This is a genomic window from Clostridium sp. TJA032 (genome assembly GCF_058310275.1).
In genome coordinates, this window is sequence record NZ_JBZEFB010000001.1 from 362070 (window position 1) to 383790 (window position 21721).

Genomic DNA, 21721 nt, shown 5'->3' on the forward strand with positions numbered 1-21721 from the left:
TTAATGATTTGTTAACAAAAAGTAAATAAAAATAGTCGTAAAAGTATATATTTTTATAAAATAAATAAATATTTAATGGATTTTATATAAAAATAATAAATTTACCAAAATTTATAAAATTAATTTTTATTTATAATATGAACTAAAAATTAAAGAGTTAAAAATTAAAGAAAGGCCTTTCTTATTATATATTATATTCTTTTTATTTTAGAAAAGAACTTAAAAATAAATAAGGTACAACTTAATTTAAAAAAACATATAATTTATATATATTTATTTTTAGGTGATTAAATGACCTTAGAAAATCAAAGATATTTATGGATTTTAGGTGCTTTTTATTTTTTATTTTTAAGTTTTATTTTTTTAATAAAAGGTTCAAAGCTAGGCTGGTTTACCATTATAACCTTTATAATCTTATGGTTTAGTTCTTTAAAGGTTAAAAATTCCTTAAAAAAACATAAGTCCTTTAATTATTAAAAATTAGGTTTTAGATTTTTTTACTTAATAGTATTAATTTTTTAGAAAGGGGGGAAGTTGAGGTTAGCTTTATAAAGGAAGTTATCTAAAAAGTATGAAATATAGAGTAAATAGTTTAAATAGTAAAAAAACAGCTATTTTAGGGTTAAAGGATTTAGAAGAAAATTTAGATTTTTTTATTGAAAGAACATTAAAATGTAATCCGAGGTATGTTGTTTTAGGAAGTAATTCTATTTCCTTAAATGAAAAAATATTAAGGGCTTTAGGGGATTTAAATTGTCCTAAAATTTTAATAACTAAATTTAATTATAAATTTAAAAATCAAAAAGAAGCCTTAAATAGTATAAAACTTATTAAGTTATTAAATAAAGAAAATACTGCTGTATTATTAAATTCCTTAAATGACAGTAATTTTATATTAACTGATAAAATAATTTATTTAAGTTCTAAAGGTTTATTTGAAAATTCTTCAAATAATAATGTTTTATTTGAGGTTATTAATTCAAAAGATTCTAATTATATTTTATGGAAAGAGGAAATTCTTTTATTTCTTAAAAATTCTTTATTAAGTTATAAAAGCTATGAAGAAAAAATAGCAATAAATAATAACTTAGAAAAAGAAAAAGAAAATTTAAAGGATTTTATTTTAAAAGATTTTTCTTCTTTATTTAAGAAACAGGAAAAATATAGGTATTTATTAAATCTTTTAGAAAGTATAGAAGAGGAGATTTTAAAGGGCTCTGATATTTATGATTTTTCGAGTAAGGAGTTTTTTATTTTAATAAATAGAAATAAGAAAATCTTAAAGAAAATAGAAACTTTAAAAGAAGAAATATTAAAAGAGATATTTAAAAAGTATGAGAGTAGAAAATATAATAATTTCTCAATAGATTCTTTAAAAAAAGAGTTTGATAGCTTTTTAGAAGAATTATATATTTGGCTTTCTAAGGAAAATCTTTTTAAGGATTTATCATTTAAATGGAGAGAAGAGGGGGTACTAGATTTTTTATTAAGAGAGTATAGCAAAAATGATAAGCTAATTTTAGATTTTTATAAAAGCTTATCTTAGAAGAGAAATTTTTAAAATAAAAATTTTGATAAAATAAAAGCTCTTATAAATATTTATAAGAGCTTTTATTCTTTTTATTCTGGTAAAGCTAAATTACAAGTTGATAACATGTCAATAGTTTTGTTTACATCTTTTTTTACTCCTGCTAAAATAACTAAATCCTTTTCTTTTAAAATAGTATTAGCCTTAGGCATAAATTCATTATTATCTCTAATAATTGAAAAAATTCTGCATCCTGTAGGCAATTTACAATCCTTTAAAGCTTTTCCTATATACCAAGTGCTACTTATGAAAACTTCACGAATTATAATTTTTTCTTCCTTTTCTTCTAAAGGATTATTTTCTATTTTTAAGTTTATTAACTTTTCAAAAAGGATAGGGAAACAAATACAAGTAATTACAGTTGTAACTACAAAGGCTGAATAATCAGCTAAATTTATATAACCTAGATTTAAGGCTATTTGAGCTCCTACTATAACTAAGCTAAGTTGTGCTGTTAAAATCATAGAAGCAGCTAAAGAGTTTTTAGTTCCATATTTATTTTTTAATAAAAGAGAAGGAATTAATTTTACTAAGAAAAATATTAAAATAAATATAGGGATTTTAAGAAAAGCCTTTGGATTTTCAAAAACATCTTTTAAATTTACATTAACTCCAACCATTATGAAAAATATAGGAATTAAAAATCCATATCCAACAACATCTAATTGGTGAGATATTTCTTCCTTTGCCTTTCCTACCAATAAGGAGAAGACCATTCCAGCTAAAAAGGAGCCTAAAATTATTTCAGAGTCTACCTTTTCTGCTACTGCTACTAAAACTAGTACAAGAACAAAAGCACCTCTTACACTAAGGTGAAGGTTTTTAAAGGTAATTGTTGAAAAGTCGTGTACTTTAAAAATAATTTTTGATAAAAAATATACTATTACTGCAACTAAAAATATTATTAAAAAAGTAAAGCTTTTAAAGTTTAATCCATTTATATAAATGGAAGATACAAAAGTAATACCTATTAAACTTACTAGTTGAGTTATTATTCCAAAAACAAGTAATGTTTGCCCATAGGAAGTGCTTATTATATTCTTACCCTTTAATATAGGTACAAGAAGTCCTGGTGCTGCAGAGGTAAAAAGCAATGCAAAAAATATATAACCCTTTGATATTCCAAGAAATTTTAAGGAAAAGGATAAAATTATAGCTATTAATATAGAAACAATAAACATTTTTATACTTGTAAAAAGTTTAGAGTCTTTTAGTTTTTCTCCTTCCTTTAATTTAAGTTCATCAAAGTCTATAGCAAGACCACTTAAAAACATTAAATAAGCTAAGCCTAGATTTGATAAAAATAAAATCCAAATGTCTGGTTTTATTATATTTAAAAAGCTTTTTCCTAGAAGTATTCCTATAAAAATTTCACCAACTTGATAGGGAATATTAACCCTTTTTAATTTAGAAACTAAAAAGGGTGTAAAGAAAGCAACTATAGATAGAATTAATAGTGAATCATAATTTATAGTTCCGCTCATAAAATAAATCCTCTCTTTTTCTTTAGTTTATATTAAATTTAAATATTTAAGTTCATATATAAGGATTTTTTCTCTTGAATTATATTCGTATTTTTCAGGAATTTTTATTTCTCTTTTTAAAGAGAAAGGAGTATAGTTTTCTAAATAGAATATATAGTCTTCAGAGGGATAATAAAGTATTATGTTTACCTGTCTTTCAAATTCGGAAATGGATTCTAAAATATTTTTAAGAACCTTCATAAAAATTTGTTCTGAAAAGGGATTAAAAAAATAAAATTTATTATCCTTAGGAGAGATTTTATAATCTTCAGCAAAAATATTTAAAAAATTTATTTTATCCTCTCTTATTTTATTTTGCGACAAATAACTTTTTTTATTTTCTAAACATTTATTAAAGTAATAGGAGTTCATTTCTATTCCTGTAACATTAAGGTTAAAAAAATAATTAAAGTAAAAATTAAGTCTTCCTTTTCCACAACCAAAATCTACTATAGAATCTTTTATTGAAAATTCTTCTTCTTTAGAAAGAAGTTCTAATATAGAATAAGAGGTAGGTTCATACCTGTTATAGTGAAGAGAATCATTAAAGTTTTTCTGCTCACCAGAGGTTTTTATCTTTAGTAATTTTTCAAAATATTGTTCTTCCATTTTTCTTTCCTTAATCAATTATTTAAATTTATATGTATCAGTATATTATGTTACTTTAAATTGGGCAAGGTAATTTTTAAGAAATACTTAGTTAATATAAAATACCCTTAGTAAAAAGTGAAAAAAGCTAAGAATATGCCCTATAGGTGTTCTTGGTTAAAATTTTATAATTAGATAAAATAAAAAGGAATGATTAAAATACAAAAGATATTTAGGAGGACTAATTATGAGGAGCAATTATCATACCCATACATATAGATGTAATCATGCTAAAGGAGAGGTTTTAGATTATGTTAAAGAAGCAATAGAGGCTAATATAGATGAGATTGGAATTTCTGACCATATGCCTCATCCAGGAAAAAATATAGATAACTATCATAGAATGGCTTATGAGGACTTAGAAGATTATTTTAAAAAGATAGAAGAAGCAAAAAAAATATATGGAGATAAAATATCCATAAGAGCTTCTATAGAATGTGAATATTTTCCTGATTTTCATTGGCTTTATGAAGAATTAAAGGATAAATATAAAGTAGATTATTTAGCCTTAGGAGTTCACTTTTTTCCTTATAATGGGCAATGGGTTTATATAGGAGCTATAGATTTAACCCCTGAAATATTAAATATTTATGCAGATTTTGTAGTTGAAGCTATTAAAAGTGGGTATTTTTCTTATTTAGCTCATCCTGATTTGTTTGGAATTAGTTATAGAAATTGGGATAAATATTCAATTGAAGCCTCTAGAAAAATTTTAAAAGCTGCACAAGATTTTGGTGTAGTTCTAGAAATAAATATAAATGGGATGAGAAGAAAAAGAATAAAATACAATAATGGAGAAAGGTATCAATATCCTATAAAAGAATTTTGGGAGTTATCTAAAGAGTATAATGTTAAAAGAATAGTAGGCATAGATGCACATAATCCTATAGAAATGAAAGATTTAGATAGAGGTTTAGCTTTTGCGAAAGAAAATGATTTATGTGTTATAGATAAATTAAACTTTTAAATAAAAGGTAGAAGCTTAAAAGCTTCTACCTTTTATTTAAAAATTTTATGCAAGTAGGAGAGGGAATAGAAAAATCATTATTTATAAGTTTTAAAGTTCCATCACTATTTTTAAAATATATAGTTAAATTATTAGACCTTTCATTAGCTATTATTAAAAAGTTATTACAAGGGCTTATTTCAAAATCTCTAGGGAAATCTCCATGAGAACTATAGTGATTTATAAGTGACAATAAACCACTTTCTTCATTTATTTTAAAGGCAGATATTCCATTAAAGCCTCTATTTGAAACATATAAAAACTTATTGCAAGGGCTTATTTTTATAGCAGAACCAAAATTTTGTCCACCAAAACCATTAGGAAGTACATGGAGATACTGAATAAGTTTAAAGCCCTTTTCACCTAGGTATTTTAAAATTATAATTTCTGAGCTATATTCACAAATTACATAAGCAAATTTTCCATCCTTTGAAAATACTATATGTCTAGGTCCACAACCTTTTTTGCAAATAAAGCTTAAGTTTTCAATGTATGTTAAGATTTTATTAGAATTTAATTTAAAAAGTTCAATTCTATCCATTCCTAAATTTATAGCACAAATAAATTTTTTATCAGGAGTTAAGGATGCATAATGCATTTTTGAATTATCTTTATGATAAAAGGAACTTAAGGATTTATCTATGTCAAAATTTTCATTTAAAGAATATGTATTTATTGATTTTTCATGGTAATTACTAGAGATTATTAAAGATTTATGTGGAATTATATTTATATGACATGGTTTTTTTCCTTGAAGTAAACTAGCACCTGTTAATTTTAAGGAATAATCTTCTTCTATATTATAAGAAGCAACTCCACCTAAGGTATCTAAGGAAAAAGGATTTCCAACAGCATATAGTTTGTTTTTATGAATGCATAGATAGGTTGGATTTCCAAATCTAGCAACTGGACACAGCTCATAAAGTTTTCCATTATCTGTATCTAAAGATAGCTTATATATTCCTTCACTAGCCCCATTTGTGTAAGTACCTATATATGCAATAGATTTATTCATTATTAAAAGCCCCCTTTAGGTTTATTATATTGTTAAATTATAAATTTATTTGTATTATATAAGATATATTAACAAATTTTATAAATAATATTAAATATTATTTGTTATACCATATAAAATAAAAATAGTAAAGATTATAATAGATAAAAGTGTATAAAGTTTTATTCTTTATTTTTAATGGAGGATTAATATGAAAAAGACTATAGGGATATTAGCTCATGTAGATTGTGGAAAAACAACCTTTTCAGAGCAACTTTTATATCATACAAAAAGTATAAAAAATAGAGGTAGAGTAGACCATAAAAATTCTTATTTAGATAATAATAAAATTGAAAAAGAAAGAGGGATAACCATTTATTCTGAGGTTGGAAGATTTTTTATAGAGGAGGATGAGTATTATCTTATAGATACTCCAGGTCATATAGATTTTTCACAAGAAATGGAGAGAGCTATTAGTGTTTTGGATTATGCAATTTTAATTGTAAGTGCAGTAGAAGGGGTTCAGGGGCATAGTGAAACAATATGGGAATTGTTAAAAAAGTACAAAATACCAACCTTTATCTTTATAAATAAGATGGATAGAGAAGGAGCAGATATAAGTAGAGTTTTAGATGAAGTCAAAAAGAAACTTACAGAGGATGTTATATTTTTTTCAAATAAAATAGAAGAAGAAGTAATTGAAGAAATAGTAGAAAGAGATGAAGAATTATTAACTTTATACTTAGAAGGAAATTTAGAAAAGAAAAAATTATTACATAATTTAAAAAAATTAATAAAGGAAAATAAAGTGTTTCCTTGCTTATGTGGCTCAGCTTTAATTGATGAGGGTATAGAAGAATTTATAAAGTGTTTTCATAAATTAACTTTTACTAATTATGAAGATAAGAAAGGAAAATTTAAGGGAAGAGTTTTTAAAATAAAGCATGATGAAAAAGGAAACAGATTAACCTTTATAAAAGCTTTAGAAGGAAAGTTAAAAACTAAAGAAGAAATTGCATATTTAAAAGAAACTAAAGAAGTTTTAGAAAAAATAAATGAAATTAGAATATATAATGGAAGTAAATATGACCTTGTAAAGGAAGTTTATGCAGGAGATGTATTTTCTATTGTAGGAATAAAGTCTTTAGAAGCTGGAAATGGAATTTCAATAGAGGATATTAAAGCTTATGATATGGTGCCAACTTTAAAGGCTAAGGTGATATATAGGGAAGGGTTAAATCAAAAGGAAGTTCTTTCTTGGTTTAAAATTTTAGAAAGTGAAGATAATACTCTAAGCCTTTCTTATGATGAAAGATTAAAGGAAATTCATGTAAATATTATGGGTAAGGTTCAACTAGAGGTTTTAAAGGAAGTTATAAAAGATAGATTTAATGAAGAGATAGATTTTGGAACACCAGAGATTTTGTATAAGGAAACAATAGAAGAAGTGGTAGTAGGATATGGTCATTTTGAACCCTTAGGACATTATGGAGAAGTTCATTTAAAAATGGAGCCTTTAAAAAGAAATTCAGGAATAATATTTGAAAATAAGTGTCATACAGATGATTTAACAATTGGAAATCAAAATTTAGTAAAGACACATATATTTGAATGTGAGCACAAAGGTATATTAACAGGCTCTCCTATTACTGATATTAAAATAACTTTATTAACAGGGAGAGCTCATAATAAACACACCTCTGGAGGAGATTTTAGAGAAGCTACAAAGAGGGCTTTAAGACAAGGCTTAGAAAGTGTTAAAAACAAACTTTTAGAACCTTATTACAAATTTAAAATAGAGGTTGATATAAACTTAATAGGAAGAGTAATGACTGATATTCAAAAAATGCATGGAAATTTTAAGGAGCCTATTATAGGAGAAGAAAGAGCTATAATTGAAGGAATAGGACCTGTATCTACTTTTATAAATTATGGTTTAGAATTTCAATCCTTTACTAAGGGAAAAGGGGGACTTTCTCTTAAGTTTTATGGATATGGGCTTTGTCATAATGAAGAAGAGGTTATTGAGAAAATAGCTTATGATAAAAATGCAGATATGGATTATACATCAACTTCTATTTTTTGTTCAAAAGGACAATCTTATTTAGTTAAAGGGGAAGAAGCAAAAAATTATATGCATTGTTTAGTTTAATTAAGAAGATAATTTTAAAAAGTTATATAATTAGACAAAAATATTTAGCTTAGTTATAATTTATAAAGAAAGTTTTAAACTGTTTAAGATGAATTAGTTTTCTATGAGGTGGAGAGATGGAATTAATAAATATTTATGACGACTATAAAGAAATAAATAAAAATTACGTAAATTTTATAGAGGAGATAATAAATAAAAATTTTGAAGGCTTTAGTCATGATTTTATACTTAGTAAATTAGAAAGTTTTCAAAAATCTATAGAGGATTTAAAGATTAAAACTGATACTTTAGAAGTAGATGAAAAGGACAAGGATAATTTAAATGATTTAAGATATTTAATTGTAGATACTTTATTTTTAACCTTTGACTTAAATAACTTTTTTAAGTTAAAAGAGTTTGAAAGGTTTAAAATGAGATTTGTAAATTATATAAATAAAAGAGCTAGAGAAGAAAGAATGAAGTTATTTTAAAATAATAAAGAGAAGCAAGTTTGCTTCTCTTTATTATTTAGTAGCTACAGGAGGAGTAAACACTCTAGAAGCTAATTCTTCATCCATCATATATAAAGCTGCAGGGTTGCCTTCTGATCTTCTAACTTTCTTTAATAATGAATGGAAGTTATTTTCTTCTTCAACTTGCTCATCTATAAACCATTTTAATAAGCTCATAGTAGCATGTTCTTTTTCTTCAAAAGCTATATCAGCAAGAGCATAAATTCTGCTTGTTACTAATTGTTCATGCTCATATCCCTTTTCAAAGGCTTCAATAATATTAGCAAATTCAACTCTAGGTTTATTTACTTGCTCTAATTCAACAACACCATTTTTTTGGAATATATAGTCATAAAACTTCATTGCATGGAATAATTCCTCTTGAGCTTGAACTCTAAAAAAGTTAGCAAAACCACTTAAATCTACTGATTCAGCATAAGCTGCCATAGCTAAATAAGTATATGAGGAATAGAATTCAAAATTAACTTGGTCATTAAGTTTTTTTAATAAATTTTCACTTAACATATATGTACACCTTCTTTTAATTATTTCTATAAAATAATTGTATTATTAAAAGGAAAATTAATCAAACTAATTTATAAAAATTATTAATAGAAATTAGTAGTCTATTAATAATAGATTGCAGTATCTTGAATTTACTTTATAATGCTTAATTTATGTAAATTTTTCTTCAGAAGGTAATTTTCCCAAGTGTTTTTTATAGGTTTTAGAAAAATATGATAAATTATTAAAGCCACTTTTATAGGCACTTTCAGAAATTGTATATCCATTATAAATTATTAAATTTCTTGCATTAAGGCATCTTAAATTATTTGTATAATCTAAGATAGTTTTACCTGTTAATTCTTTAAAGACACGACAGGTATAATATTTACTAAAGGATACATGTCTAGAGATATCCTCTATAGAAATATCCTCTTTAAAATTATCATTTAAATAACTTATTATATTTTTTACCATTAAAATTTTATTGTTTTCCTTAAGAGGTAAGAAGTTTATATTATTATTTGAATACTTTCTTTTAAGATATATTAGCATTTCTAAAATTTTTATTTTTATGGATTCTTTAAAGTAAAGGTCTTGATTGGTAAACTCTTCTTTTATTTTTTCAAAATTTTCTTTTATGTATAAATCATCAATTAAGTTTTCAAGCTTAAAATCAGTAAAGTTTTTTAAATTCTCTTTAAGAAAATTATTGTCTATAATAAGACAATAATACTTACAAAAAGAGGATTTTTTTTCTATAGAATGTAGTTCTTTTGAGTTTACAATAACTGTATTAAAGGGTTTAATATTTATTTTTTTATTGTTGCAGTAAACTAAGGCCTCACCAGATAAAAAAAATAATATTTCTAAACCTTCATGATAATGCATAAAATAGCTAGGTCTATTATCATCTAAAATATCACAATGAAATATTATAGGGAATTTTAAGTCCTTATGACAATGATTTTCGTATATATAATTTTTCATAAAACCTCCTTAATTGAAAGCAATATTGTATTAAAAAATGGCAAAATTATTACTTAAAGATAAAAAGTAATTTTATATAATAATAGTAAACATTTAAATTCTTTATAATTATTATATAAAAATCTTTTTTAAAGTAAAGGGTTTATTAGGGGGAATAATATATGCATTTAATACCGAGACCAAAAAACATTTTAAATAAAGAAGGAGAGTTCTTCATAGAAAGAGATACAGAAATTATTTTAAGTAGTGAGTTATCCTTTGAAAATTTAAACTCTGCATTAATACTTAAAGAGGAAATAGAAAATTCCTTAGGATATAACCTTAATATAAATAAATTATTTATTGAAAAGGATTATAATAATTCAATAATTTTTCAAAAGGTTCAATTTGAAGAAGAGGAAGAGTATAAGATTGAAATAAATAAAGATAAAATAATAATAAAGGGAATGGATAAGGGACTTTTTTATGGATGTCAAAGTTTAAGACAACTTATAAGAGAGTTTGGTGCTTGTATTCCAAGTATGATAATAGAAGATTCTCCATATTTTAAATATCGTGGTTTTTATCATGATGTAACAAGAGGTATGGTACCAACTTTAGAGACTTTAAAAGAATTAGTAGATAAAGCAGCTTTTTATAAAATAAACCAACTTCAATTATATATAGAACATACCTTTGCTTTTAAGGGAATGAGTGAAGTTTGGATGGATAAGGACCCTTTAACTTCAGAAGAAATATTAATATTAGATAAATATTGTTTAGAAAGGTACATAGAGCTTGTACCGTCTTTATCTACCTTTGGACATTTATATGAAGTTTTAAGAAGTAAGTCCTTTAAAGAACTTTGTGAATTAGAGGAGATAGATTGTGAGTATTCCTTTGTAGATAGAATGGCTCATCACACCTTAGATGTTACAAATCCTAAGAGTTTAGAGCTAGTTGAATCAATGCTTTTAGAATTTATTCCTTTATTTACTTCAGATAAATTTAATATTTGTTGTGATGAAACCTTTGATTTAGGAAGAGGAAAAAGTAAGAATAAAGCAGAAGAATTAGGTGTTGGAAGAATATATACTGAATTTTTAAATAAGGTTTATAACATTGCAAAGAGATTTAATAAAAAGGTTATGTTTTGGGGAGATATTATAGTTGGATATCCTGAACTTTTAGAATATATACCAGAGGATTTAACTTGTTTAACTTGGAATTATCATCCTCAAGCTAATGATGTAGCACCAAGAATTATAGCTGAAAATAATAAGGTTCAATATGTTTGTCCTGGCGTTTGCGGATGGAATATGCTTATGAATCTTATAGAAGGTTCCTTTAGTAATATAAGAAGAATGGTTAACCATGGAATAAAATATGGAGCTATAGGAGTTTTAAATACAAACTGGGGCGATTATGGAAATATAAATTTATTAGAAAATTCAATTCCATCTATGATTTATGGAGCTAGTCTTTCATGGAATCCAAGGGAAGAAGATTTTAATGAAGTCTTTAAATCAATATCAATTATGGAGTTTGGAGATAAGGCTATAAATGTAGTTTCTTTAATGAATAAGTTATCTAAAAATCAAGTTGCAGGATGGGGAGAACTTGTTAGATGGAAAGAAAAATTTAATAAGAGAGAGGAAACAAGAGAAGAAATTAAAAATATAGATACTTTAAAGCTTTTAGAAGGATATAATACTTCTATAGAGGTAAGAAAAGATTTTATAAGAATGCTTAAAGAGGTAGAAAACAAGGAAGCTATTCAAAGATTTATCTTATCTTCAAAGGGCTTAGAAATTTTAAATAAAATTTTCATGGTAATTCTTGAAAGAGAATTTAATAAAAAAAGCTTAATAGAAATTAATAAAAATAATTTAGCTAAGGAATTAGAGCTTTGGTTTTATGATTATAAATCAGTTTGGAGAAAATCAAATAAAGAGAGTGAATTAAATAGAATAATGGAAGTTATAAAATATACCTGTGATTATTTAAGAGCGTAGGGGAATATAAGGACTAAACAAAAATAAATTAAAGGAGTATAATTAAATAGGAAGAAATATTAACTTTGTTGATAACTTTATTTATTATGTATAATTAATAAAATGAAAGAAGGTAATAATTATGAATTATTGGCAAATATCAGCAGAGATAGGAAATACAAATTTAATAGATATATTCTTTGATTTAGGAGTAGCAATTGTTGGTCCTGGAAATATAGGTGATTACTTTGATAATAAGGAAGAATATGAACTTTTAGAAAAGGATGGAGCTGTTATAAAAAGATTTGCAGAGGAAGTTAAGGTTGGAGATGTGCTTATCTTAAAACAAATAAATTCAAGAGATGGAAGTTTTACTATTGTAGCAGCTGGAAAAGTAACAAGCCCGTATAGATTTGAACCTATATTTAATAAAGTAGGATTAGATGAATTACCTATGCAACATTGTAGAAGAGTAAAATGGTATATTCCTACTGATGGATTAGTAATTGACAAGGAAGGCTTAAGTATAGGACTACAAAAGCTTAAAGATGATAGTCCACTAAAGATAAAAGCTCAAGAGTTTATGAGTGAATTAAAAGAAGAAAATTAGTTATAGATAATTTTAATTTATTTAAAAATTATTTTTAAAAGGAATTTCTAGAAAGGTTTCTAGAAATTCCTTTTTTATTTTTAATTTATAATTTTAAATTAAAAATAAAGTATATAATTAAAAATCAAGATATATAAAGAAAGTCCTATAAGATAAAATTATCTTATAGGACTTAATTTTTAAATGTTTAATATAATTTTAAAAGTTCGCTTGTATTAATAGTAATACTGCTGCGAAGGCAGCTATTATTCCCATTAGAGGCATAATAAACTTCAACCACTTGTTGTAGGTTATATTTACCATGGCCAGAGTTGCCAAAATCAATCCGGTCGGTGTTATGAAGGATATTAAACCTTGTCCAAATTGATATGAACTAACTATAACATCTCTAGATAATCCAACAGTATCTGCAAGAGGTGCCATAATTGGGATTGCTAAAACTGCAAGACCTGAAGATGATGGTATAAAGAATCCTAAGATTATGAATATAACAAGCATTAAGATTATAAAGATGTTTTTATCCATACCTTGTATTCCGTTTGAGAAAACATAAAGTAATGTATCTGAAATCTTACCATTTTCAAGTATTAAGTTTATAGATCTTGCAACACCTATTACAAGAGCAACACCAACTAAGTCAGCTGCACCTGCTATAAAGGTATTTACAAATTTCTTTTCTCCCATTCCAGATATAACACCTAGGATTATTCCAACTACTAAGAATAGAGCAGTCATTTGTATGAAGCCCCAACCCTTAGATGAAACTCCGTAAACTAGTACTAGGAAAGAACAAGCAAATATTAATAACATAAGCTTAAGTCTCCAAGTAAATTTAGGAGCCTCTGTGTTAGCATCATGAAGGAATTTCTTTTCGATTTCTTCTTTTTGGTCATAAACAAGTGATTTAGTAGGATCGTTTTTAACTTTTTTAGCATATCTAAGGATATAAATTATAACAATAGCTGTAGCTAAAACTAATCCTATAGTTCTAAAGTTAAGACCTTCTTTAAAGCTTATTCCAGCAGCAGTTGATGCTATTACTGATGAGAATGGGTTGACAGTTGAAAACATTGTACCTATTGAGGAACCCATATATATGGTAGCTATACAAACAATGGCATCATAGCCAGAGGCTAGGAATATGGGTAGTAAAATCGGGTACAGGGCAATGGTTTCTTCTGCTAAACCAAATGTAGTACCACCAAGTGCTACTATAATTGATAGTAGTATTATAAGGATATATTCCTTACCCTTAGTTAGCTTTGAAAGGCTAGCTATACCAGCGTTAAATGCACCAGTTGCATTTAAAACACCTATTACTCCACCAATTATTAAAACGAACATTATGATATCTATTGTATCGTAGGTTCCTTGTATTGGAGCCTCAATTATTTCAGCAATACCTTGAGGATTTTGTGTAACCCTTTCGTAAGTATTTGGTATAGCAATAGGCTTATTTATACTTCCATCAGTAAATTTATCTAAGTCTATTTTTACACCAAGCTTGTCTAAGGTATCCTGACTTACAGCTTCTTTAGTACTTTCTCCTTGGGGATTAGTAACAATAAAAGTATGTTCTTCTTCATTGTAGGACAATTTAGAATATGACCCTGCAGGAATTAAGTAAGTTAAAACAGCTGAAAATATCAAAACAATAAATAGCACAGTAAAGGCCGTCGGAAATGAAAACTTTTTCTTCTTAGTCTTCTTACTCATTTTTTTACCTCCTCTTTAAAAATTTTTATTATTTATTTTACAAATAAAAATCAGTAAATAAACTTTATTGATTAAATACTTGTATTGTCTTAATTATACTCTTTTGTAATTTTGGGGTAAAGAGTAAATATTATTAAAGTAATGAATTATTAATGAAATAAATATAATTATTATTTAGTACAAAATGAATTTATTTAAGCTTGACTTAATATAAAATTTAATATATAAATTTATTAATTATCATATTTTTACATAATTAAAATAAATTTAATATATTGTTTTAAAGTGTAAAAATGCCTATAATAGAGAGTAAATAAAGGGAAAGATTGCTTTGGTTTTTAATATTTTACATAACTTAAAGGGGAGTTATACTATTATGACAGATTTAAATTTTAAACAAATATTAGAATTATGTCCTATGGAGTATATTTACGGAACAGTAAAAGAGGAGGATTTTTTTGTTGTTAATTCTAGTATAAAGGAATTCAACAATAGGTTTTTAAATGAGTTTTTAAATATTAATATGGACTTTAAATATTTATTTAAGAATAAGAATTACTTTTTAGAAGATATGGTCTGTGGAAAAATAAGTGTAAAATTAATTGAGGATAATTTAGTTGTTTTTTGGTTTAGTAAAGGTTTACTGAAGGAAGAAACAACTAAAGAAAATTCACTAGATAAAATAAAGGATTTAGTTATAAGTCTTTTAAATATTTTAAAAGAATATGTAGATAAAAAGAATTTAAAATTACATATAAAAAAGTCTTTAATTAAGGAGTGTGCAAATAATAAGTGTCTTTTTAATAAGGAAAATCTATATTTAGAAAATAAAGGCATAATAAGTAGTAGTTTTCCTTGTGATAATCATAATTGTTATAGAAGTGAAAAAAGTAATAGAATGTTTTTTGAGGTTTTGAATTATTTAGAAGATGTTGTAATTATAAAAGAAGGAGAAAAAACTATTTATGTAAATAATGCTTTTGAAAAATTATATGGAATTAATTGTAAAGAGTTATATAAAGAAAAAAGTATGATAGTAAAATTAGATATGATACATCCAGAGGATAGACATAAGTTTAATAATATTGATTTTAGCAATTTTTTTATGGAAAGTGCAAGAATAATAAGAAGCGATAATGAAATTAGAAATGTTTTATTTAGAGCAAATTCAGTAAAGGATGAAACTGGCAAATCAGTTAGGAGAATTATAGTTATTAATGATATTACAGATAGTATAGAACAAAGTCATGAAATGGATAAGTTAAGAATGGAGTTTTTTGCAAATATATCTCATGAATTTAAAACTCCAGTTAATTTAATTTATAGTGCCCTTCAGCTTTTAGAGTTGAAGTTTAAAAAAAGCATAGATTCGGATTCAGAAGGATATATAAATTACATTAAGATGGCTCAACAAAATATATTTAGATTATTAAAGCTTATAAACAATTTAATAGATAGTACTAAATTAGAAGCAGGATTTTTTAATATTAATATTAAAAATCATGATATAGTAAGTTGTGTTGAGGATATAACTTTATGGATATGTGAATTTGCTAAAAATAATAAGATAAATATAACCTTTGATACTGAAGAAGAAGAAAAAATAATTGCTTTTGATTTAAGTCATTTAGAGAGAGTTTTATTAAATGTATTATCTAACTCAATAAAGTTTAATAAAGAAAATGGAAATATAGATGTTAATATGAGTTTTAATGATAAAGAAGTTATAATAAGCATTAAAGATACGGGAATAGGTATTCCTAAGGATAAAATGAATATCTTATTTAATAGGTTTAAAAAAATTAGCAATAGGCTTACAAAAATTAATGAAGGTAGTGGTGTAGGTCTTTATATAGCTAATGAGCTAGTTAAAATAAATGGTGGAGAAATGGAGATTAAAAGTGAATTAGGAGAAGGCACTGAGGTTTTAGTTAAACTTCCAGTTAAAAGGATTGAAAATGAAGGCGAATTTAGTCAATATATAAACTTTTCTGAAAAAGAAAATAGAGAAGAGTTTTATAAAATAGAATTATCAGATATATATAATATTTAAAAGTTAAGGTTTACATCTATTTGGTGTAAACCTTAACTTTTAAATATAAACTTTTATTATATTTTTTTGATAAATATTTAATAAATAAAATAAATTGTAAATAATGGTATGAAAACCTTTTCTGAAATAACTTTGTGTTGTAAAATGATTTTGCTAATAAAAGTATTTTAATATTAGATTAGACAAAAAAATACATAGGGGGATTTTTTCATGCAAATTTTATTTGGAACATTATTGTTACTATTGGTTTTAGGAGGATTTACTTTATTTAGTTACAAAGCACCTCATGGAATGAAAGCCATGGGTGGACTAGCAAATGCTGCTTGTGCCAGCTTTCTAGTTGAAGCCTTTCATCTGGCTTTCTTTGGAGACGTTTTACAAATACCTTTTTTAGCAGAAGTTGGAGCTGCTAACGGTAGCTTAGGCGGAGTTGCTGCTGCAATTTTAGTACCATTAGCTCTTGGCGTATCTCCAGTATATGCAGTTTTAACTGGACTTGCTTGTTCAGGGTTTGGAATATTACCAGGATTTATAGCGGGATATCTTGGATCATTTGTTATTAAGTTTTTAGAAAGAAAAATACCTGCAGGACTTGATTTAATAGTTATTATCATTGTAGGAGCACCACTTGTAAGAGGTATAGCTACAATATCAAACCCACTTGTAGAAACAACTCTACAAAATATAGGAAGCGTTATAACAGCTACATCAACAGCTAGCCCAATAATCATGGGAATTATTCTAGGTGGAATAATCACTGTAGTTGCTACAGCACCATTAAGTTCAATGGCTTTAACAGCTATGTTAGGATTAACTGGTCTTCCAATGGCAATTGGAGCTTTAGCAGTATTTGGTTCATCTTTCATGAACTTCGTATTCTTTGGAAAAATGAAATTTGGTAGTAAAAAAGATACCATTGCCGTTGCCATAGAACCACTTACGCAGGCGGATATTATTTCTGCAAACCCTATACCGGTCTATGTAACTAACTTTATAGGTGGAGCATTATCAGGTATAGTTGTTGCTTTAATGGGTCTTGTTAACAATACTCCAGGAACTGCAACACCAATAGCTGGTTTCGCAGTAATGTTTGCTTATAACCCAGCACTTAAAGTATTACTTGCAGCTGCAATAATCATAGTGCTAAACGTTATTGCTGGTATGATAGGATATCTATTATTTAGAAATTACAAGATAATGACAGCAGATCAAGTTAGAAACAACAAAGTACAAGAAGTTGATGCAGACAAAGAAAAAGATGATTATGTTGTCGTCTAGTTTATGATTAAAAAAAGGAAGGTGTACTTATGAATAATCTTTGTGTTTTTGATATACTAGGCCCTATAATGATTGGGCCTTCTTCCTCACACACAGCAGGAGCAGCAAGACTTGGAAAAGTAGCAAGAGCTGTAGCAGGAGAAAAAATAGCAAGTGTTAAATTCTTACTTCATGGTTCTTTTGCAAAGACTTATAAAGGTCATGGAACTGATAAGGCTTTACTTGCTGGAATATTAGGAATGAATCCAGATGATGAAAGACTTAAAAGATCTTTAGAAATTGCTAAAGAACAAGGTTTAGATTATGAATTTGTAGAATGTGATTTAGGAGATTACCATCCAAATACAGTTAAATTCATAATTGAATGTGAATCTGGTAAACACTGCGAGGTTTTAGGTTCTTCAATAGGTGGAGGAAGTATAGAAATCGTAGAAGTTAATGGAAAAGAAGCTAGCTTTAGTGGAGCTTATCCAACTCTTATTACATGTCATGATGATAAATTTGGAACTGTAAGTAAGGTTACAGAGCTTCTTTCTGAAAAAGAAATAAACATAGCATTTATGAATGTTTCAAGAACTCAAAAGGGAATGGATGCTACAATGACTTTAGAGATAGATAATGAAATTGATGAAAGTCTAATAAAGCATATAGAAGAAATTGACGGAATAAAGAAAGTTATATTTATAAATCTAGAGGAGGATGGTGAGTAACCGATGAAAGTTGCAAAAACTGGAGAAGAACTTTTAGAAATATGTAAAGAAGAAGGTATTAAACTTAGTGAATATGCCTTAGTATCTGAAATGGAAAATAAAAACTTAACTAGAGAGCAAGTTTATGCAAAACTTAGAAAAACTTTAGAAGTTATGAAAGAATCTTCTTCAAAGGGAAGAAAAGAAGAAGTTTATTCTTTAAGTGGTTTAATAGGTGGAGACGCTTATAAATTACAAAAATATTTAGAATCAGGAAAGTCCTTTACAGGAGATGGAGCTATTTTAGCTATGGCTATGGCTATTTCTTCATCGGAAGTAAATGCATCAATGGGTAAAATAATTGCATGTCCAACTGCTGGTTCTTGTGGAATAGTTCCTGCTGTAATGTTTACTGCTAAGGAAAGATTAAACTTAGATGATGAAAAATTACTAGATGGACTTTTAGCAGCATCAGCTATAGGACTTATAATAGGAAGAAATGCTACTTTTGCAGGGGCTGAAGGTGGATGTCAAGCAGAGTGTGGTTCAGCAGCAGCAATGGCAGCTGGAGCTCTTGTAGAACTTATGGGAGGAACACCTGAAATGTCTTTAAATGCAGCAGCTATAGTAATTAAGAATATTTTAGGATTAGTTTGTGACCCTGTAGCTGGACTTGTAGAAATTCCTTGTGCAAAGAGAAATGCATCAGGGGCTGTAAGTGCTATTTGTGCAGCTGACCTTGTAATGGCTGGAATAAAATCAAAGATACCATTTGATGATACAGTAATTGCTATGGCTCAAGTAGGAAAAGCACTTCCTGAATCTTTAAGAGAAACAGCTCTAGGAGGAGTTGCTATTACTAAGACTGGACTTATGTTAAAAGAAAAAGTTTTTGGTAAGTAATTTAAATAAAAGTGTACAAGTATTTACTTGTACACTTTTTTACATTTCTCTTACAACATCCTTATCCCAAATAAAAAGTTGTTCTGAGTTTCTTAAAGATTTAAATAAATTCTTCTTAAAGCCAGGTATTTTTTTATCTAAATCTCTAATAATTCTTTTAATTTCTTCTCGTTTAGTATTTCCATCAGCAGGACAAGGATTTTTTATTACAGGAAAATCATATTCCCTAGAAGCCTTTTTAATTTGGCTTTCATCTATAAATACCATAGGACGAATAAGAGTTAAATCATTTTTATCCATAAAACTTTTAGGAGAAAAACAATTTATTCTTCCTTCATAACTTATAGATAACATAAGCGTTTCTATAGCATCATCTTTGTGATGACCTAAGGCTACTTTATTACATCCTAATTTTTTAGCATTGTCATTTAAAGCTCCTCTTCTTAGATTTGCACATAAAGAGCAAGGATTTTTTTCTTTTTTTACATTAAAGACTATTTCTTGAATATCTGTTTGTATTTCATAAAAGGGAACATTAATTTCCTTGCAAAGTTTATGTAAAGGGGAATTATCAACGCCACCTGGATTTAAAGTTATGGCTATTAATTCAAATTTTTCTGGAGAAAATTTTTGATAGTTTTTTAATATATGTAAAAGAGTTAAGCTATCCTTACCACCAGATAAACCTACAGCTATTTTATCGCCCTCTTCAATAAGTTTATATTCATTTATGGCTTGTCTAGATTTACTTAGTAGTTTTTGCATAGTATTCATTAAATCACCTCTTAATATTTATTTAATTATCTTATAATAAAAGAGAAGATTTTTAAAGAGGAATATTTTATGTAAAAATTAATTTATTATTAACGTAGATATAGAATTTTTTTATTGTTGACTCTATATATTCATAGAAATAAAATAGAATAAGTAATAAGGCTAAAATTAAAAACTTTGAGAGGACTTTAGAATGAGAAATATAAAAATTATATTAGATTATGATGGTAGTAAGTATAAGGGATGGCAAAAGCAAAATCAAAAGGGAAATAGTGTTAGCACTATTCAAGATAAATTAGAAAAGTTAATAAGTAAGATGCTTGAGGAGGATATTCAATTAATAGGTTGTGGAAGAACGGATTCGGGAGTTCATGCAAAAAATTATGTAGCAAATTTTAAAACAAATTCAAATAAAGATTTAGATTTTATGATTACATATATAAATGAATATTTACCTGAGGATATAAGAGTAAAAGATATAAGAGAAGCTAGTCTTAGATTTCATTCAAGATTTAATGTTAAATCAAAAACATATGAATATGTTATAGACAATAATAAATTTCATGATGTATTTTTAAGAAAATATTCTTGGCATATAAGCGAAGAATTAGATTTAAAAAGTATGGAAGAAGGAGCTAAGTATTTATTAGGAACACATGATTTTAAAAGTTTTACAAGTTTAAAATCAAAAAATAAATCAACTTTAAGAACAATAAACAATATAAGTTTTCAAGAAAATAATAATATATTGAGAATTAGAATAAATGGAAATGGATTTTTATTAAATATGGTTAGAATAATAGTTGGAACTTTAGTTTCTGTTGGTCTTAAAGAGATTTCACCTAAAGAGGTGTCTTTAATATTAGAGGCTAAAAAAAGAGAAAAGGCTAAAGAAAAAGCTCCTTCTAAGGGGTTATACCTTGTAGAATTAGAGTATTAAAATAAAGACTTATAAAAAATATAAATAATATATTTTTTATAAGTCTTTTTACATATTATAAAAGCTTAAAAATAAGGGTAAAAAAAAGTTTATAAATATATTATAATAAATACTAAAGATTAAAGGTTTATAAGTTTTAATATAAGTTAGGAGAGAATTTATGAAAAAATGTGATTGCAAGGGCTATAAAAATTGTATTAGCAATAAGGAACTTACTATATTTAAGGATTTAACAGAAGAAGAATTTGACAAGTTAGCTGCTGGAATGACATGTTTTCATTTTAATAAGGGAGAGTATATCTGTTATGAAGGGGAAAAGCTTTCAAAATTATTTTTAATAAGTAAAGGAAGTGTAAAAATATCTAAGCTTACTAAAGGAGGAAAAGAACAGATAATACATATATTTTCCTTAGGAGATTATTTTGGGGAAACAAGTCTTTTTAACAAGGAAGAGGAGATTTCATTTAATGCTATTGCTTTAAATGAAGTTATAGTCTGTGCTATAGATAAAGAGAAGGTTCAAGGGATTTTAGAAGAAAATCCAATAATTGCAATGATAGTTTTAAAATCATTGACTAATCGTTTAAGAGATACAGAGGAATTTGCTCATAAATTAGTAACTAATGATGTTAAGGTAAGAATAGCTTATATGCTAAAAGAATTTAAAAAGAAGTATGGAAAAGTAGAGAGTGGAGATATATTTATAGATTTGCCTATAAATAGAGAGGATATGGCTAACTATTGTGGAATAACCAGAGAAACAATGAGTAGAAAACTTTCAATTTTTGAACAGGAAGGATTAATTGAAATAAGAGGTAATAAATCCTTGATAATAAAGGATATAGATAAGCTAAATAAAATAATTTCGTAGGAAAAACAATTCCTACGA

19 protein-coding genes are annotated in these 21721 nt (G+C 26.2%); 12 read left to right on the forward strand and 7 right to left on the reverse strand.

The window, feature by feature from the left end; genetic code table 11:
• Positions 1-571: 571 nt before the first annotated feature.
• Positions 572-1546, forward strand: a complete 975-nt coding sequence (locus tag AC4FRL_RS01615; protein WP_491138269.1) for a hypothetical protein — start codon at positions 572-574, stop codon at positions 1544-1546.
• Positions 1547-1620: 74 nt separating this feature from the next.
• Here the strand turns inward: AC4FRL_RS01615 and AC4FRL_RS01620 are convergent, their stop codons facing one another.
• Both AC4FRL_RS01620 and AC4FRL_RS01625 read right to left on the reverse strand, forming a co-directional pair.
• The gene (locus AC4FRL_RS01620) at positions 1621-3072 is read right to left on the reverse strand and encodes a cation:proton antiporter (RefSeq protein WP_491138270.1); all 1452 of its coding nucleotides are present in this window, start codon (positions 3070-3072) and stop codon (positions 1621-1623) included.
• A 27-nt stretch (positions 3073-3099) separates the two neighbouring features.
• Positions 3100-3720: a methyltransferase gene (locus AC4FRL_RS01625; RefSeq protein ID WP_491138271.1), complete on the reverse strand. Its 621-nt coding sequence runs from the start codon at positions 3718-3720 to the stop codon at positions 3100-3102.
• A 226-nt stretch (positions 3721-3946) separates the two neighbouring features.
• Here AC4FRL_RS01625 and AC4FRL_RS01630 point away from each other — a divergent pair, with 226 nt between their 5' ends.
• Positions 3947-4726, forward strand: a complete 780-nt coding sequence (locus AC4FRL_RS01630; RefSeq protein ID WP_491138272.1) for a histidinol-phosphatase — start codon at positions 3947-3949, stop codon at positions 4724-4726.
• Positions 4727-4751: 25 nt separating this feature from the next.
• On the opposite strand, the gene AC4FRL_RS01635 is transcribed toward AC4FRL_RS01630, so the two are convergent.
• Positions 4752-5780 (reverse strand): lactonase family protein, encoded by a 1029-nt coding sequence (locus AC4FRL_RS01635; RefSeq protein ID WP_491138273.1) that lies wholly within the window; start codon positions 5778-5780, stop codon positions 4752-4754.
• 190 nt (positions 5781-5970) lie between these two features.
• On the opposite strand from AC4FRL_RS01635, the gene AC4FRL_RS01640 reads away from it, so the two are divergent.
• Together AC4FRL_RS01640 and AC4FRL_RS01645 are read left to right on the forward strand one after the other, a co-directional pair.
• Entirely contained in the window at positions 5971-7911 is a 1941-nt protein-coding gene (locus AC4FRL_RS01640) for a GTP-binding protein (protein WP_491138274.1), read from the forward strand.
• 116 nt (positions 7912-8027) lie between these two features.
• Positions 8028-8381 (forward strand): hypothetical protein, encoded by a 354-nt coding sequence (locus AC4FRL_RS01645; protein ID WP_491138276.1) that lies wholly within the window; start codon positions 8028-8030, stop codon positions 8379-8381.
• A 33-nt stretch (positions 8382-8414) separates the two neighbouring features.
• Here AC4FRL_RS01645 and AC4FRL_RS01650 read toward each other — a convergent pair whose 3' ends face one another.
• Positions 8415-8927, reverse strand: coding sequence for a ferritin (locus AC4FRL_RS01650; RefSeq protein WP_491138277.1), 513 nt, complete (start codon positions 8925-8927; stop codon positions 8415-8417).
• A gap of 150 nt (positions 8928-9077) precedes the next feature.
• Positions 9078-9896, reverse strand: coding sequence for an AraC family transcriptional regulator (locus tag AC4FRL_RS01655; RefSeq protein ID WP_491138278.1), 819 nt, complete (start codon positions 9894-9896; stop codon positions 9078-9080).
• A 161-nt stretch (positions 9897-10057) separates the two neighbouring features.
• Between AC4FRL_RS01655 and AC4FRL_RS01660 the strand changes: the two genes are divergently transcribed.
• Positions 10058-11890, forward strand: coding sequence for a beta-N-acetylhexosaminidase (locus AC4FRL_RS01660; protein WP_491138279.1), 1833 nt, complete (start codon positions 10058-10060; stop codon positions 11888-11890).
• A 121-nt stretch (positions 11891-12011) separates the two neighbouring features.
• Positions 12012-12479 carry a DUF8426 domain-containing protein gene (locus AC4FRL_RS01665; RefSeq protein ID WP_491138280.1) on the forward strand — a complete coding sequence of 156 codons (468 nt, stop codon included), beginning with the start codon at positions 12012-12014 and terminating at the stop codon, positions 12477-12479.
• Between the two features lie 198 nt (positions 12480-12677).
• Here AC4FRL_RS01665 and AC4FRL_RS01670 read toward each other — a convergent pair whose 3' ends face one another.
• Positions 12678-14195: a YfcC family protein gene (locus AC4FRL_RS01670; RefSeq protein ID WP_491138282.1), complete on the reverse strand. Its 1518-nt coding sequence runs from the start codon at positions 14193-14195 to the stop codon at positions 12678-12680.
• A gap of 376 nt (positions 14196-14571) precedes the next feature.
• Here AC4FRL_RS01670 and AC4FRL_RS01675 point away from each other — a divergent pair, with 376 nt between their 5' ends.
• The 4 genes from AC4FRL_RS01675 to sdaAA all read left to right on the forward strand — a co-directional run bounded on the left by AC4FRL_RS01675 (position 14572) and on the right by sdaAA (position 19118).
• Positions 14572-16248: a PAS domain-containing sensor histidine kinase gene (locus AC4FRL_RS01675; RefSeq protein ID WP_491138283.1), complete on the forward strand. Its 1677-nt coding sequence runs from the start codon at positions 14572-14574 to the stop codon at positions 16246-16248.
• 210 nt (positions 16249-16458) lie between these two features.
• Positions 16459-17526 (forward strand): PTS sugar transporter subunit IIC, encoded by a 1068-nt coding sequence (locus AC4FRL_RS01680; protein WP_491138285.1) that lies wholly within the window; start codon positions 16459-16461, stop codon positions 17524-17526.
• A gap of 29 nt (positions 17527-17555) precedes the next feature.
• Positions 17556-18236, forward strand: a complete 681-nt coding sequence (gene sdaAB / locus AC4FRL_RS01685) for an L-serine ammonia-lyase, iron-sulfur-dependent subunit beta (RefSeq protein ID WP_491138286.1) — start codon at positions 17556-17558, stop codon at positions 18234-18236.
• Positions 18237-18239: 3 nt separating this feature from the next.
• On the forward strand, positions 18240-19118 hold the full coding sequence (gene sdaAA / locus AC4FRL_RS01690; RefSeq protein ID WP_491138288.1) for an L-serine ammonia-lyase, iron-sulfur-dependent, subunit alpha: 879 nt from the start codon (positions 18240-18242) through the stop codon (positions 19116-19118).
• A gap of 39 nt (positions 19119-19157) precedes the next feature.
• Here the strand turns inward: sdaAA and AC4FRL_RS01695 are convergent, their stop codons facing one another.
• Complete coding sequence (locus AC4FRL_RS01695; RefSeq protein ID WP_491139513.1) at positions 19158-19883, reverse strand: tRNA 2-thiocytidine biosynthesis TtcA family protein; 726 nt, start codon at positions 19881-19883, stop codon at positions 19158-19160.
• Positions 19884-20085: 202 nt separating this feature from the next.
• Here AC4FRL_RS01695 and truA point away from each other — a divergent pair, with 202 nt between their 5' ends.
• Both truA and AC4FRL_RS01705 read left to right on the forward strand, forming a co-directional pair.
• Positions 20086-20832, forward strand: a complete 747-nt coding sequence (gene truA / locus AC4FRL_RS01700; RefSeq protein WP_491138289.1) for a tRNA pseudouridine(38-40) synthase TruA — start codon at positions 20086-20088, stop codon at positions 20830-20832.
• 160 nt (positions 20833-20992) lie between these two features.
• Positions 20993-21703: a Crp/Fnr family transcriptional regulator gene (locus tag AC4FRL_RS01705; protein ID WP_491138290.1), complete on the forward strand. Its 711-nt coding sequence runs from the start codon at positions 20993-20995 to the stop codon at positions 21701-21703.
• Positions 21704-21721: the final 18 nt, after the last annotated feature.